11 protein-coding genes are annotated in these 15,682 nt (G+C 48.3%); 3 read left to right on the top strand and 8 right to left on the bottom strand.

Going from position 1 to position 15,682, the window contains the following annotated elements:
• The first annotated feature begins 284 nt into the window (after nt 1-284).
• Nucleotides 285-1,748, top strand: coding sequence for a hypothetical protein (locus EQU24_RS08360; RefSeq protein WP_017839918.1), 1,464 nt, complete (start codon nt 285-287; stop codon nt 1,746-1,748).
• A gap of 362 nt (nt 1,749-2,110) precedes the next feature.
• Here the strand turns inward: EQU24_RS08360 and haoB are convergent, their stop codons facing one another.
• From haoB to EQU24_RS08325, 7 genes are all read right to left on the bottom strand, one after another.
• Entirely contained in the window at nt 2,111-3,109 is a 999-nt protein-coding gene (haoB, locus tag EQU24_RS08355) for a hydroxylamine oxidation protein HaoB (RefSeq protein WP_017839919.1), read from the bottom strand.
• Complete coding sequence (locus EQU24_RS08350) at nt 3,106-4,761, bottom strand: multiheme c-type cytochrome (protein WP_017839920.1); 1,656 nt, start codon at nt 4,759-4,761, stop codon at nt 3,106-3,108. The genes haoB and EQU24_RS08350 overlap by 4 nt, the downstream gene beginning before the upstream one ends.
• A gap of 547 nt (nt 4,762-5,308) precedes the next feature.
• Entirely contained in the window at nt 5,309-7,390 is a 2,082-nt protein-coding gene (locus tag EQU24_RS08345) for a diguanylate cyclase (protein ID WP_017839921.1), read from the bottom strand.
• A gap of 2 nt (nt 7,391-7,392) precedes the next feature.
• Nucleotides 7,393-7,842, bottom strand: a complete 450-nt coding sequence (locus EQU24_RS08340) for a response regulator (protein WP_014148307.1) — start codon at nt 7,840-7,842, stop codon at nt 7,393-7,395.
• Nucleotides 7,843-7,897: 55 nt separating this feature from the next.
• Nucleotides 7,898-9,421 (bottom strand): fumarate hydratase, encoded by a 1,524-nt coding sequence (locus tag EQU24_RS08335; RefSeq protein ID WP_017839922.1) that lies wholly within the window; start codon nt 9,419-9,421, stop codon nt 7,898-7,900.
• 418 nt (nt 9,422-9,839) lie between these two features.
• Nucleotides 9,840-11,618 carry a hypothetical protein gene (locus EQU24_RS08330; RefSeq protein ID WP_138767134.1) on the bottom strand — a complete coding sequence of 593 codons (1,779 nt, stop codon included), beginning with the start codon at nt 11,616-11,618 and terminating at the stop codon, nt 9,840-9,842.
• A gap of 273 nt (nt 11,619-11,891) precedes the next feature.
• Nucleotides 11,892-13,028, bottom strand: a complete 1,137-nt coding sequence (locus EQU24_RS08325; RefSeq protein WP_017839924.1) for a methyltransferase — start codon at nt 13,026-13,028, stop codon at nt 11,892-11,894.
• Nucleotides 13,029-13,198: 170 nt separating this feature from the next.
• Here EQU24_RS08325 and EQU24_RS08320 point away from each other — a divergent pair, with 170 nt between their 5' ends.
• Both EQU24_RS08320 and EQU24_RS08315 read left to right on the top strand, forming a co-directional pair.
• On the top strand, nt 13,199-13,849 hold the full coding sequence (locus EQU24_RS08320) for a 2OG-Fe(II) oxygenase (protein ID WP_017839925.1): 651 nt from the start codon (nt 13,199-13,201) through the stop codon (nt 13,847-13,849).
• Nucleotides 13,850-13,963: 114 nt separating this feature from the next.
• Entirely contained in the window at nt 13,964-14,335 is a 372-nt protein-coding gene (locus EQU24_RS08315) for a hypothetical protein (RefSeq protein WP_017839926.1), read from the top strand.
• Between the two features lie 174 nt (nt 14,336-14,509).
• Here EQU24_RS08315 and EQU24_RS08305 read toward each other — a convergent pair whose 3' ends face one another.
• Nucleotides 14,510-15,352, bottom strand: coding sequence for an SHOCT domain-containing protein (locus tag EQU24_RS08305; RefSeq protein WP_017839927.1), 843 nt, complete (start codon nt 15,350-15,352; stop codon nt 14,510-14,512).
• Between the last annotated feature and the right edge of the window lie 330 nt (nt 15,353-15,682).

Here is a 15,682-nt window from a genome sequence, read left to right as displayed (position 1 = left end):
TTACCTTTCCCGCCCTGCAGTAGATGGGCCGAAATATCTTCAGTTGGGTTTGTTTGTCGCCGGAAATCGCTTAAACCAACGTTTATCGTTGATACTTCACCCCCTCATCATCCCTATCGTCAAGCTTTCAAGGAAGGCAAAGCCATTGCTATACCTTTCGCACTTCAAATTTCGGCAATGCCAGAGGAGGCGCCTGGGCGTCCTTTGGCGGACACCCAGGCGCCGAATTTTGATCTACGACGGGTATATAACCTAACGTAAACTTAACCAATGAGGAATCTCAAATGGATCAACTTCCGGAATATGTCGATGAATTTCCCAATTTTTGCGGTGCAGAAGAACAAGTCTTGAAAACCGTCCGACAAGGACGTCGCCAAGAATTCTATCGAGAAGCCGGCAAAATAGACTTCAGCAATACTCGCGCCGCCTGCGCGATTGCACTACACATGCATCAACCGTTGATTCCTGCCGGCGGAGGCGACTTGTCGACCGCGGCCATTATCAGCAATCTGCAATATATGATGGAACACCCCGATATCGGCGACAATCACAATGCCGGCGCGTTCCATTATTGCTATAAACGAATAGGCGAATTTATCCCGCAATTAATCAGTGAAGGCAAGAACCCTCGCGCGATGTTGGAGTATTCCGGCACGCTATTCCATGGTCTGCGCAAGATGGGTCTTCACGATGTTTTCGATACGCTCAAAACCGTCACTTGCAATCCCGAATTCAATCACGCGGTCGAATGGTTAGGCGCGCCATGGGGACATGCCGTCGCCCCGTCGACACCGGTTCAGGATTTTCGTTTACACGTATTGGCGTGGCAACAGCATTTCGCGGCTATTTTCGGTTGGCAAGCCTTAGAGCGAGTCAGAGGCTTTTCGCCATCGGAAATGGCATTGCCCAATCACCCGGATGTCGCTTATGAATTCGTTAAAACACTTGTCGATTGCGGTTATCAATGGGTGCTCGTGCAAGAACATAGCGTCGAACATCCCGAAGACGGCAACAACCCACGTCAGCCGCATTTACCGCATCGTCTGGTTTGCACCAACTCAGCCGGCGAAACCGCGAGCATTATCGCTATTATCAAAACTCAAGGTTCCGATACCAAACTGGTAGCGCAAATGCAGCCTTGGTACGAAGCACAAAGCCTATCGACGCTAACGCTAGCCGGACACAAGGTACCGCCATTAGTAACGCAAATCGCCGACGGCGAAAACGGCGGCGTCATGATGAACGAGTTTCCCGCCAAATTCATGGAAGTCGCTAGGGAATCTTCTTGGGGCGATGTACCTATGATAAATGCCAGCGAATATCTGGAGCATCTTTGGTCGATCGGCATAAAAGAAGATGATTTGCCGGCGATTCAACCGGTTTATCAACGGGCTATTTGGCAGCGGATGAAGCCGGGCGAGGGCTCGGATAGCCTAGCTAAAGTCATCGAAGAGATTAAAGGCGAAGACCATCGATTTCATATGGATGGCGGCAGTTGGACCAACGATTTGTCCTGGGTCCACGGTTATGAAAACGTGCTGGGACCGATGGAAGAGATCAGCTCGCTGTTCAATGAAAAAGTCATTAAAACGAAAATACCGAGTTCCGATGCACGTTATCGTAACGCTCTGTTCCACTTATTGTCATCGCAAACCAGTTGTTATCGTTACTGGGGACAAGGCCAATGGACCGACTACGGACGGGAAATTTGCCGGCGCGCAAAAAATGTCTTGGAATATGATTTTTGATGTTTCAAGCTTTACCATGAAGCCCGCGAAGATCATCAAGTGATTCAAGAAACTGAAACCCTCCTTTGTTTTTCATTTTCTTTGCGGCTTTTCTTCTTTTCGCTCTTTCCCCAGTAGCTATTAAAGCACGTAGCCCGTATGCAGCGTAGCGGAATACGGGAATGGCATGGCTCCGAACTTCCCGGATTGCGGGACGGGTTATTTAACCCGTCCCCAATGTTTCGGTTTGCTTCGCCCACCGCTGAAACGTTTCCGACGCACGGGTTGTAAACCCCGTTCTGCCAAAAATAGAAGCACCGGGGGTACAACGTTTTTCGACAGGCATTCCGGTGCCGCGAAATTTAACTCGCAAAGGGTTTAAATCAGCGTTCGACTTTATAAACGGATAAATAACCGCCCCACCCGCTTTGGTAAACCAAATCAACCCCTTCAGGCAACTTTTTCAGCGAATCGATAAACGGCAGCAGACGAACCAAGAGCGTATTCTTGCTATCGCCTTCCGTTTCCGTCACCCATGTCCGGTAATAACGCCCTTCTTTATGAGCCAGATAGTTGCCTTCCCCGGTTTCATGGGCCCAACGTTTAACCTGTGCGATATCGCCATGCAGGTTGGTTCCGGCCGGAATGTTTTTGTTTTTTAAACCTAAATCCGAACCGCCGTAAGCCTTGATTTCAGACAGCCGCAATAGCACATCATTATTGACCAATAAGTAGATAGGACGCGATTTGCCGAAATACGCGACAATTTCGCTTAATGCCTTGTCTGCATCCATCGTCAGCCAACGCGCCATATGCTCCAATCGATCTCTGTCCTTGTTAGACGCTTCAATCAAGTCTGAACGAAAAGCCCCCCAAACCGAGCTAGAAAAAGTTTCTTCCCCTGGCTTTTGTAGCCAAGCTTCTCGTCCGCTTAAATATTGAATTCGTTGACCGTCGTCCCACCAACTCAAAAACAGCGCCTCTTCAGGCGCATGTTTCAAAATGGCTTCACTGGCTGACTGCCAAATTTCGTTTCGTAATCCCGTTTGACTGGATGAAATCACCCCGTCTTGCGATTCCTTCGGAAAAAGTACCGCGCTCGACCTTGCTCCCGAAGCATTTCGATACTGGACGACTGCTAAGCTGAAAGCATCTTTATCGTCATAACGAAAGGAATAAAGCTGCGCGGAATCGGCCGGAAAAAACCCCGGTAAATCGGTCGGTTGTAAGGATGAAGAATTAACATTCAATCGTTCGTCGGCTTGAACGGCGCCGGGCGAAGCCGGGCCGCTCAATTCATGAAAGAGTATCGCACCGCCTCCCAGCAGCGATGCGATACCGACCAACAATAGAAGCGCTTTTCCGTAGCGTCCTTTTATCACTGTGGTCCTTGGTCCGATTCAGGTTTTGCCGGCTTTAGCAACACATAAGCAATACCTAAACCGAATGCAATTAACAACAACGCACTAAGGAGCAGGCTGTTATCTTTGTCCGAGGACGGTTGTTGGGCCGAAGCGGAAACCGTTTGGAATTTACCGCCCGATTTCATCGCGGCCATTTCGCGCAAACGCGTATCTTCGTCCATAATCTCGGTGTAACCGCGCATCAGGTTCGACCAACCCTCAGTGTAAGTAAAACCGCCGGGATTAGCATGGAAGATGCCTTTATAGTGCTTGATGACATCATGTTCCCACATGTCGGCATAGACCCTTTCAACGTGGCTCGGATTATTGCCTTTAGCCCAGAACAATTGGAAGAATCCGCCGGCCGCATCCTTTTCAGGTGCGGGAGGCGCCGGACGATTGCTGTTTTGGCCGACCAATAAACCATCGTCATAGAGTTTGTTAATGACTTTTTTGGCTTCCTGTTCAACCGCTAGTCCTTGAATCGTGCCTTTATCGGCCGCATCGAGGTAAGCTTTGGCAAAACTGGCCGAGTGACACAGACTACAAGTCTCTACCCATGACTCTTTACGCTCTTCGAACCAAGGATGACCTAAGTTGTCGGCAATCGCCGGAGTCGGGTTGAACGCCCAACGTACCTTGCGCACCAGATTGTGCGAGTATTCGCCCTTGTATTCGAAATGACACAGCTGACAGGTCGGCGCGGTATAGCCGCCTTTAGCGATCGCGTCTTTCAACGGCACTTCGAAATTCCAGTTGGCTTTACCCAAAGTTTGATACTGCGTACCGTGCTTCGAGGTCATGAAGTTTTCGAACTCATTATGATCGACGCCGTTGTGACAAGTCGCACAAGCTTCGGGTTGTCTAGCTTCGGCGACCGAAAAGGTGTGTCGGGTATGACAGCCGTCGCATTTGTTTTGCTGATAATGGCACATGTCGCAGCCTTGAGCGACTTCACGCTCAGGCATCGCCGCCCAAATCGTATTTTCGACGTTAGCTTCCCAATCGACCGCATGCGAAGGATGGCCTTTGCTCCATTGCTTTTGCGGCCATTCTTGATCTTTTTCCGATTCGGCTTCGGCAAACTCGCTCAAATGGCAAGTACCGCAAGCGACCCGGTCCGGCATGACCAAATTTTCGGCGTGATTGATGGTATCTTTACCGACTCCGCCATGACAGTCGATACAACCGACTTGGTCGAGTTGTTGGCCTTTGTCGAGCAAGCCTAGCTTTGTCAAATTGGCTTCGACTTCCGCTAATTTTTTCTTTTTATAGGCGCGCACGTCGCTATCCGGCAAGTTGCGGATCTTTTTCAAATCGCCATGAACACTGTTTTTCCAAGCATGGAATGCGCCGGGTGAGGTGCTTTGGTGACAACCGATACAGGTATCGCGACCAACTTCGCCCTGAACGGTTTTAGGTGGTGTATAGAAATCTTTGGGATTCCAATATTTTTGAATAGGAATCGGCTCCCAATATTTACCGTGAGATCCTTTCCCCGGATGCGATTCGTAATAATCTTTTTTAAGTTGTTCGAAATCGGGTTGTGCGGCGAAGGCAAAATTACCCACTCCAAACCCGATTAGACTGAACAACAACGCGATCAGTAAACTGAGCGATTTGTTTTTCATGACGTTCCCCTCCCAGAGGTTGGTTTGATTTTTTTGTAGTTTGACTGCGTTATACCTTTCGCACTTCAAATTTCGGCAGTGCCTAAGTAGGCACCGTGGTGTTCGGTCGATTTTTGCTCCTCGGCAATTGCTGAGTTACATGGATGTAATGAATGCAGAAAATGCAGGAGCATTTTTCTGTCCTGCATTGCCCTAATACACGCCATCCGTGGCGTAATGCAAAATCGACATTCACGCCATCCATGGCGCTCGCAAAGGCTTTGCCAGCATGGATGCTGGCATAGAGCCTACAGGGACGTATTCACGGCGTCCTTTGACGGACACCCCGCCCCGGCGCCGAATTTTGATCTATGATGGGTATAATAAACTTAGTCATAGCTTCGGAGCACTCTCTCTTGCCCGATTTTTCCACCGAATTGGATAGCCCGATAATAATTTTACACAGCCGATACAGACATATAGTTTCGTATCGAAACTTAATTTTAACAAGAACCGACCTTTTTCCCTAATTTTTATCAAAGCAGCCAATCGGCATGAATGCAGCGGTTCAAGAACCATTATAAAATTCCACACGATTTCGTCCATTTTTCTTTGCTCGATACAAAGCTTGATCGGCGCGAATCAAGACAGAGTCGGCTTGAATATCTTTTGAAATCAATTCGGAAATGCCGATACTGACAGTAGTGGCGATCGCTTGCCCATCGGCTAATAAAGGCGTTTGAGCGAGTTCTTGTCGTAAACGCTCCGCAAATACTCCGGCATCGGAAAGGCTTGTTTCAGGAAGAAATATCCCAAACTCCTCCCCGCCGAGCCGGCCGACAGTATCGATTTTGCGCAGCTCTTTACGCAAAATTGCGGAAAAATGCTTCAGTACCCGGTCACCAACGGCATGACCATATCGGTCGTTGATTTTTTTGAAATTATCCAAATCAAGCATCAAAACCGCGACTTGATGAGAATTATTACGCTCCGAGCGGTTGATCTCCTCGCCTAATCGTTCCATGAAATGCCTTCTATTAGGCAATCCTGTCAGCGGATCGGTAGTCGCCAATTGTATTAGTTCGGCCTCCAACCTTTTACGCTCACTGATGTCCTGCTTAATTCCGACGAAGTGCGTAATCTTACCCTTATCATCCGTGACCGGAGCAATTGTGAGTTCTTCATCATACAAATCGCCGTTTTTACGTTTGTTGATCAATTCTCCGCACCAGGTTTTACCGGAACGAATGGTTTGCCACATGTCATCGTAAAACAAAGAATCCTGCTTTCCGGATTTAACAAGATCTTTCGGAGCCTTGCCGAGCGCTTCCTCGAGCGTATAGCCGGTCAGTTTCCCGAAGGCCGGGTTAGCCCATTCGATGCGAGCATTGGTGTCGGTAATCACAATACCATGACCGACCGCCTCGAGCGCCGCAATCAACAATCGGTCGCGGGCCTCGGCTTGCTTACGTTCGGAAATATCCTCATGCGCCACGACGATGTATTCGTTACTGTCTTTGAAAGGCGTGACCCGGGCATTGAACCAACGCACTTCGTGTTCTGAATGACATGGATATTCCATCTCAAAAATAGCTTTATCACCCTTCATGACCGAACGAATGCCTGCAGCCATTTGCGCTGCTTGATCCGAACTTTCATCCGTTGTGCAATCACAAACAGCTAGATAGTTACTGTCGATAACCGATATACAATTACTCGACGCACCCGCATTATTTTGGTAAAACTCTCGCCATGCTCGATTGACCGCCACAATTGCACCGGATTTATCCAATACGCAAATGTGGGCCGATAACGCGTCGATGGTAGAAACCGCAAACTGTTTGGATTGTTGCAGCTCCTGCTCCATATTTTTCCGATTGGTGATATCGGACAATGTACCGATCATTCGTTGAGGAAGCCCCATATCGGTCCAACTGACGACAACGCCGCGATCCATAAACCATCGCCACTGCCCGTTCTTACACATCAAACGATGCTCGCAATCATAACTGTCGACTCTGCCGTCGAGATGAGCTTGAATATTGGCTATCGCAATCGGCAAGTCCAATGGATAAACGCGCTTCTCCCATTCGTTGAGATTATTGCCAATCTCATCTTCGGAAAAGCCGAGAAGCGCTTTCCATCGCGGAGAATAGAAAACCTCATTGGTCAATAAATTCCAATCCCAAACACCATCGCCGGCGCCCTCCAAAGCAAATCGCCAACGCTCTTCCGCTTCATGTAAACTTTGTTCGAGCTTCGAACGATGTAATGCATACCGGATGGCTCGAATCAAGGCATCCCCATCGAAACGACCTTTGATTAAATAATCCTGAACGCCGGACTCTAATATATCGAGCGCAAAACCTGTATCGTCATGCCCGGTTAAAACAATCAACGGCAAAGAGAAATGAGTGGACGAACGTATCGCTTTTACTGTTTCAAGTCCTTTAGAATCCGGTAACGATAAATCCAACAACAATATATCGTGTTCATTTTTCTGTAACTGCGCTAAGCCTTCGGATAAAGAAACGACCCATGTCAATTCGAAACCGACATCCGTAGACAACTTCAAATAACGACTTACCAGGTGCGCATCACTAGGATCGTCTTCAATTAATAACACTCGATAAGACAACTTGGCATACATGATCAACTCTTTTTGGGCAATCGAGTCAACGTAAACCAATAATTATCAAGTTGCCGAATCGCATCGATAAATTGCGCCATATCGACCGGCTTGGTGATGTAACTAGCCGCACCGAGTTTATACGAGGCCACGACGTCGCGCTCGACATCGGAAGTCGTCAACACCACGACGGGAATAGCCGAAAAGTGCTCGTCTGTCTTGATTACGCTTAAAAACTCCCGACCGTTCATGCGCGGCATGTTTAAATCCAATAAAATCAGATCCGGTTGGGGAGCATTTTTATAAACATCGCCTTCGCGCCTCAAAAAACCCAAAGCATCGCGACCGTCCAATACATGATGCAAGTGACAATACACTTTATTTTCTTTGAGAGCTGACTTCACTAAATGAGCATCGGCCGGCTCATCTTCGACCAGCAAAATATCGAAGGGTTGGCTATTTTCAATTAACATGTTGAATATTTTCGCGATTTTTGTGTATTTGGTGGACAAGATGTTTGAATAATAATCATTTCGAAACCACCGGAATTTTGCCTATCTTGGCTTGCCATTGTTTTGGACCGCTCTTATGAATAGACTCGCCGTCGACATCGACCGCGACCGTGACCGGCATATCCTCGATCACGAATTCATGCACGGCTTCCATGCCCAAATCTTCGAATGCGACGACTCGCGCTTTCCGTATCGCTTTCGAAACAAGGTATGCCGCACCACCGACCGCCATCAAGTAAACCGCACGATGTTTTTTGATCGCTTCAATGGCAATCGGACCGCGTTCCGCCTTGCCGATCATGCCGATCAAACCGGTTTGCGCGAGCATCGCCTCGGTAAATTTATCCATGCGCGTCGCAGTCGTCGGACCTGCAGGTCCGACCACCTCATCGCGGACCGGGTCGACCGGACCTACGTAATAAATGAATTTGTTTGTAAAATCGACGCCCTCAGGCAAAGCCTCGCCACGCTCCAGCATCTCGACGATCCGTTTATGGGCGGCGTCTCGGCCAGTGAGTAGCGTGCCGCTCAGCAATAAAGTTTCGCCGGGCCTCCATGTTGCTATTTCGCCTTTGGTAACGGTGTCGAGATTGACGCGTTTGGCGCTATTCCCGCCTTCCCAAGCAATTTTCGGCCAATCCTCCAAACACGGCACTGGCAGTTCGGCCGGCCCGGAACCGTCGAGTTCGAAATGAATATGGCGCGTTGCGGCGCAGTTCGGAATCATCGCGACCGGTTTATTGGCCGCATGCGCCGGATAATCCTTGATCTTAATATCCAAGACAGTGGTCAACCCGCCCATGCCTTGTGCACCGATACCGAGTGCATTGACCTTTTCGTACAACTCCAAACGTAATTCCTCGAGCGCATTGACCGGTCCGCGCGCAATCAACTCGTGAATATCGACCGACTCCATGCAAGCCTGCTTCGCGAGCAGCATCGCTTTTTCGGCGGTACCGCCGATACCGATGCCTAATATCCCAGGAGGACACCATCCCGCGCCCATCGAAGGTACGGTTTGCATGACCCAATCGACGATGCTGTCGGACGGGTTCAACATCGCAAACTTGGATTTGGCTTCGGAACCGCCACCCTTGGCGGCAATTTCGACTTCGACCCTATCCCCGGGAACGACCTCCATATGTATGACAGCCGGCGTATTATCGCGCGTATTGATGCGTTTGCCGGCCGGATCGGACAGAATCGATGCACGCAGTATGTTGTCGGGGTGCATAAACGCACGTCGAACGCCTTCGTTGACCATATCCGTGATACTTATTTGAGCATCCCACTGTACGTTCATACCGATTTTCAGAAATACCACTACGATGCCGGTATCCTGGCAAATCGGCCTGTGTCCTTCGGCACACATTCTCGAATTAATTAAGATTTGCGCGATTGCATCCTTGGCGGCGGAACTTTGTTCATTTTGGTAAGCTCGATACATCGCCTCAATGAAATCTTGCGGATGATAATAAGAAATGTATTGCAGCGATTCGAATATGCTTTGAATAAAGTCTTCTTGGCGAATCAAGGTCATGCGTAATTACCTGAAATATTGGTTATTATACCCATTGTAGATCAAAATTCGGCACCGGGGTGCTCGTCAAAGGACGCCGTGAATACGGTCCATGTAGGCTCTATGCCAGCTCCAGCAGGCAAAGCCTTTGCGAGCGCCATGGATGGCGTGAATGTCGATTTTGCATTACGCCACGGATGGCGTGTATTAGGGCAATGCAGGGCAGAAAAATGCTCCTGCATTTTCTGCATTCATTACATCCATGTAACTCAGCAATTGCCGAGGAGCAAAAATCGACCGAACACCCCGGCGCCTCCTTAGGCACTGCCGAAATTTGAATTGTGAAAGATATAGTTTGGACGCAGCTTTCTTTGTTGCCGCATTTAATATTTTCGAAACGTTTTTAGATTAATGTACACTTATTGCTTGCCATCAACTGTCACCGTAATCTGTCGACGAAGCTTTTGTCGATTCGGCAGCCGCCTATCTCAGGGTAATCGTTCAGGCTTTGCTCGAAATCCCGAAAAGTCGGATGCTGAAAAGCAATCCGCGAAATTTTTCCGGATTGAATTTCAAATTCTATAGCTCCGCCTTTCGGCCATGGCGAACCGTCTTGCGTCGTAAACATCAATAAACCGATATGGCCTAATGGCTTGCCTTGCTCGATGGCCGGCCGCGTACAACTCAGTTGATCGATATAAAGCCACGAAAAAACTTGTTCGAATTGCTGATAACCGATCACTATCCCTTCTCCGGGCATATAGTCGATGCCGAGCATACTCTCGAGGCCGAATTCGCCAAGATGATTCTGCAATAGCACCTTACCGCCTCCTTCTTTAGGGGTGGCAATCAACGGATAAATCTGTCTCGCCATTTCCGCCGGATTTTTGTTTTGAATCACCGAGGTCAATTGGCGTCCGATCGATTGTACCGGTCCCAGCACGCTTTCTTTCTTTTGACGGGCATCCTGAATGGCCTGCCAGTCTTGCGCGCTATTGACGGACAAGCCCATCATCGCCATCGTTTGATAATCTTCATCGATCAAACAGCCGGAAAAATTGCGGCTTCGAAATTGTTGTAGCGTTGCCGGACGAAGGTCATCTGCGATAGCTCGAATTTTCGGAATATTGTAGTTCGACCAGTCCGGAGACTGAGCGAGATAATAATAAAGCACTGCATTCCGGTCGAATTTATTAAATCCCAAGCCTCGCAAGACCCGCTTTAACTTACGGCATTGGCTTTCAACTTCACCGTATTTCCTCCAATCCGGCTGCAAATTCGGCTTTTCATCGATTGGAGAGTTTTCCAGCAATTGCCTGAGCTCGATATTGCCTTCACCCATTCGAATCGGCATGCTCAATAACTCCTGCAACGAAACATCCCTCGCACTGGGTATCCCTGCGGAAACTTGTTTGAGCAATAAAGACGAGCGTATCTCGGGGTAAATCCTCAATTCGCCCAATTGTTTCGGTCCGCCTGAGAACGGATTGCCGCCTTCGACGACTTCATAAACCGGCAGACGCGTCTCTCTAAATACCGTCTTATTGCCATCGCTTTGAATAGCGAGCGGCAAGGTATGGGTCTCGGTACTGACTTTTGCTTCGGACGGCGCCGATACCGCAGTTTGTCCGATCGGGCTCTGCACCCACTCGTCGGCCAACTTACCCATCACAGCAATGCCGATACCGACCCCGGTCAAGGCCAGAAGATTTGTACTTTTATGAACATCGCCGATAATTTTGGATATATCGGTATCGCTCTGATTACTGGTCATGAATTGGTAATCAATCGTAGTGTCCTTGCTTAAATCCAGTCTTAACCATGGCGTTAGCGCGGCTTTACGCGTTTCGAGATTGAAGTTGCATTTTCCGCTGCTACCTTGATAAACGAGTGCCGTAACCTCCTGTTTATAATTTAGCGCTTCGTTTTTAACTTTAAAAACAACCCCCGCTGTCGAACTTCCTTTTTCATAGCCGGACCCTATTTCGCTGCAGCCCGTTTTGAGCGTACTATCGCCTTTTAACTCGAATTCGGAAAATAACTGAACGTAATAGTCGTCTCCGTCAACGGCTTGATAACCGCCAAGGGGCTTTAAATCATTTGCTTGAGCAACCGGATAATCGACCGCAATCTGACGGGAAGTTGAGCATCCTGTCAGGACAAGACCAACCGCCCCAGCGATTTGCAGCAGAAAAAAATTACGAAAACGCATACTCATACCTTAGATAATAAAAATGACATAAACCTAAAAAGAGCAGTTGAGAGTCTCAAACTACCGTTCGCCCTGAGCCCTTCGGCTACGCTCAGGAGAGCCCCTTCGACTACGCTCAGGAGAGTCCTGTCGAAGGGTAAAGGGTAGCTTGAGGCTTCACAAAGCTGGTGAAAGTGTTGTAGCCCCTTCATGCTTCGACAGGGCTCAGCACGAACGGTCTACAACACTTGCCAACTGCTCTTTTTTAGGATAAAGGATCACTTTGTGTATTCGACTAGTTCATTCGACCATCGACTGCAAAATAACGAATTTACGATTAGCGGCAATTACCGAAACATTGCCGAACAATTTCTTCAACTCCAGATGATAACCCAAGTGGCGATTACCAATGACCAGCAACTTCCCTCCTCGCTTTATGACTTCTCTCGCTTGCCGAAACATTTTAGCGGCGATCATATCGCCGACCGCATTCTGTTGATGAAAAGGCGGATTGCACAAAATCACATCGGCCGATTCTGCGGTAAAGTCGGACAAACAATCGCCGACACTAAAATTCGCTAACCTGCTCTCGCCGAAAGCCAATTTAAAATTTTCCCGCGCCGACGCAATCGCCATGAACGACTCGTCGACGAAATGCACCACCGCATTCGGATTGCGTTCGGCTGCAAGCAAGCCTACGATACCATTACCGCAGCCAAGATCTATGATAGTTTCGGCATTGGGAAAACAACCGATATGCTCAATAAAAAAACGAGTACCGATATCGAGGCTGTCCCGCGAAAACACATTGGCATGATTAACGATCGTATAATTCGTCCCCTCTAACCGGTAACTCAACGGATAAGGATTTACCGGCAACGAAATATTATCGTCCGGTTCGGAAAAAATCAGTCGCGATTTTTTCCATGCCTGCGCGGTGCTTGTTGTACCGACAATCGTTTCCAATAAGCGCCAAACGTTAGCGCTAAGATTTTTGACCATCCCGGCTGTGATGATTCGAGTTGCCGAGGTCATGAAAGGCCGTAACGAAATCAGTTGGTATTCGAGCAATGCCAATGTTTTCGGCGCCTTAATCACAATTAAATCATACTTTTGCACGGGCAACTCGAGACTTGTCATCAATCGAACGCCGTCTATCGACAAGGCATTCTCGGAAAAATTCATTAGTGTCGCTTGCTGGCTTAAATAGGAGTCGGATAATGCGGACGGCTTGAAGCCATGTAAGGCAACCGTTAGAGCGCCGAAACTGTCATTAACGATCAAAACGCGAGCGCCAATAGAAGGCAATTGAGCTTCGGACAGATAATTTAGCAAATATTCGTCGGAAGCATCGTATGCCCTAAGGAGCTCACGCCGACGCAAGGGCAAGCGCCGTAAGTTAAATCGACCTTGCGGGACCGATAAGACATCAGCCATAAGAAAACAAATATTTTAATGGGCGGTTCTGTGGCATCATTGATGAAGAAATGGGCAAGCCATAATCGGCGCGATATTATAGCCTAGAATTAAACCGTATCTTTAGTCTTGCTTTTTTTGCATTTCAAGGCTAAATTCGCGCGGCTTTTCATTTACTTGAGTAATATTACTTGCAACCCAGCTTATTACCTACCACGACACCGACTCATCCGAAGCCTATTTTCGACGAACTGGCCGATCAATTGATCGATAGAGGCTGGCATGTCATTGAAAACTATTTCGATACTACGTTAATAAAAAGCTTAGTTGCCGACCTTAAAGCCTACGATAACGATGGCGAACTAACTCCGGCCGGCATCGGCCGGGGCATCGGCTTCACGTTGGACGAAAATATCCGCGGCGATAAAACCCGTTGGCTTACACGAAGCACCAATGCCCAAAAGCGCTATTTAGACGAAATGGAGGTGCTTCGTCATGAAATCAACCGGCTGCTTTTCATGGGCTTATTCGAATATGAAAGCCATTTTGCATGCTATGAACCGGGCGCTTATTATCTAAAGCATAGGGACAGTTTTCGAGGTGCGGCAGGCCGAATCTTAACGACAGTGGCTTACCTTAACGAAACTTGGCAAAACGAGGACGGCGGCTTTCTGGCCATCTACAACCCGAAAAGCGAACAAGTCGCAGCACGGATCAAACCTTTGGCAGGAACACTGGTCGTATTTCTCAGTGAAGATATACCGCACGAGGTCGAGCCGACAAACCGTCAACGCTTGAGTATTGCCGGCTGGTTTAAATGCAATACCGGCGAAATTATCTAACTCCGAAGCCAATTTTTCCGAAAAATAGACCATTGGCACCTGATTGACTGACAAAAGTCGAAAAGATTAGGGGATAATACCGATATTTGACCGGTTCTAGCAAGAAAGCGAAACATGCAGCGGAGCACGCCTTTATACGATAGCATCTTGAAATTATTGCGCCATGCGCCATGGCGCGATAGACGGCACCTGTATACCGTGGCTTGGATGGTTTTGGGTTTATTGTCCAGTGGTTGGATCAGTCTAAGTAAGCGGTCGCCTTATGTCGTGAGTCGTGCGGAACTGGCGCAAAGCGTCGAGAGACGTTTCAAGCGTTGGCTGACGAATGGGCGTATCGATGTGTTGCGTTTGTATGCGGCGTTATTGCGGGAGGCTCTGAAGGACGTGGCGGAAGAGCCGTTGCTGGTCGCCTTAGATATACCTTTCGCACTTCAAATTTCGGCGCAGGGGTGTCCGTCAAAGGACACCGTGAATACGTCCATGTAGGCTCTGAGACAGCATCCCTGCTGTCAAAGCCTCTGCCGAACACCCCGGTGCCTCCATACGTCAATGCCGAAATTTGAAGTGCGATGAGTATATATGTTGTGGCTACTACGGGAAATCCGGAAGAGCCCATAAAGTTAGCCATTTTTTGAGTATAAAGGGACTATGTCAACGTCTTCATAATCGCCCTAACAATTCGGCTTTTTTGGCATTGTATTCATCGTCAGTCAATATGCCTTTATTTTTCAAATCAGTGAGCTTTTCGATAGTCACAAAAATGTCCTCTTCATGGCCTGATGCCGGCTTATTGCGTGCAGTCGACTGCTGCTGGTCAGATGTAGACTTGGCTTCCCGTGGTACGTTGTCGACCGAAATCACAGGCAAACTGTTTACGTCGACCAAACCGTATTGGCTGGAAAAAGACAAAGATCCTCCTACCGACTGTTGCTGAGAAAACCCACTAATTTGGTGATCCAGCGTGTCGTAAAGCGTTACATGCCCATTGGCTTCAATCGCTAATCGGTGAATAGTCGCAAAATAGGCATAACGTACATTGTTTTGTGCCCCTGTACTGGTAGGAAATTGTAAACCGACAGGCCACCAGTTTGCGGACTGAGTATTTGAAGGCGGGACGAATAAGCTAACCGGCCCCGATGGCCCATTGCTATTTTGCTGCTGTTGGCCTCCAGAATAATTGCTTTGCTGCTGAGATCCTTGTGATTGCGACTGGAAAGACCGCGTTTGAAGCAAATTCGACTGGCTCGCGACTAAATCGGATAATTCTTGACACAATCCAGCGATGGAATTTTTGAGTTGATTATTAAACATGTCGCCCACCATAATCATTCCGCCACGCATCCATTGCCCCGAGCCGCCGAATTCAGGATGATTGAATTGAGCCATCGATCCGTTGCCATTGATCACAGATTGCAAAAGACTGAACACCGCATCAAAGCTGAAATGATAACGCTGAGCGAGTTGATTGATAATGGAAGAGCCTTCCGGCGTAAGCTGATTCATTGAATTTTCCGCCAAAGTACAAAATTGAGAGCGTTTACTTCTTACTATACTCATCGCAGATCAAAATTCGGCGCCGGGAAGCCCGTCAAAGGACGCCGTGAATACGTCCATGTAGGCTCTATGCCAGCTCCATGTTGGCAAAGCCTTTGCGAGCGCCATGGATGGCGTGAATGTCGATTTTGCAGGAGCAAAAATCGACCTAGCACCCCGGAGCCTCCTTAGTCACCTGCCGAATTTTGAAGTACGAAAGGTATATTTCCGATAATTTACCCGGCCCATAAGATAACCTGATTAGCAAGTTTCTTCAGCTAAAGCCCAAAAACCAGCATA

It is taken from the genome of Methylotuvimicrobium buryatense (assembly GCF_005931095.1).
Lineage (GTDB): Bacteria > Pseudomonadota > Gammaproteobacteria > Methylococcales > Methylomonadaceae > Methylotuvimicrobium > Methylotuvimicrobium buryatense.
This window is presented reverse-complemented; position numbering and strand designations above follow the sequence as displayed.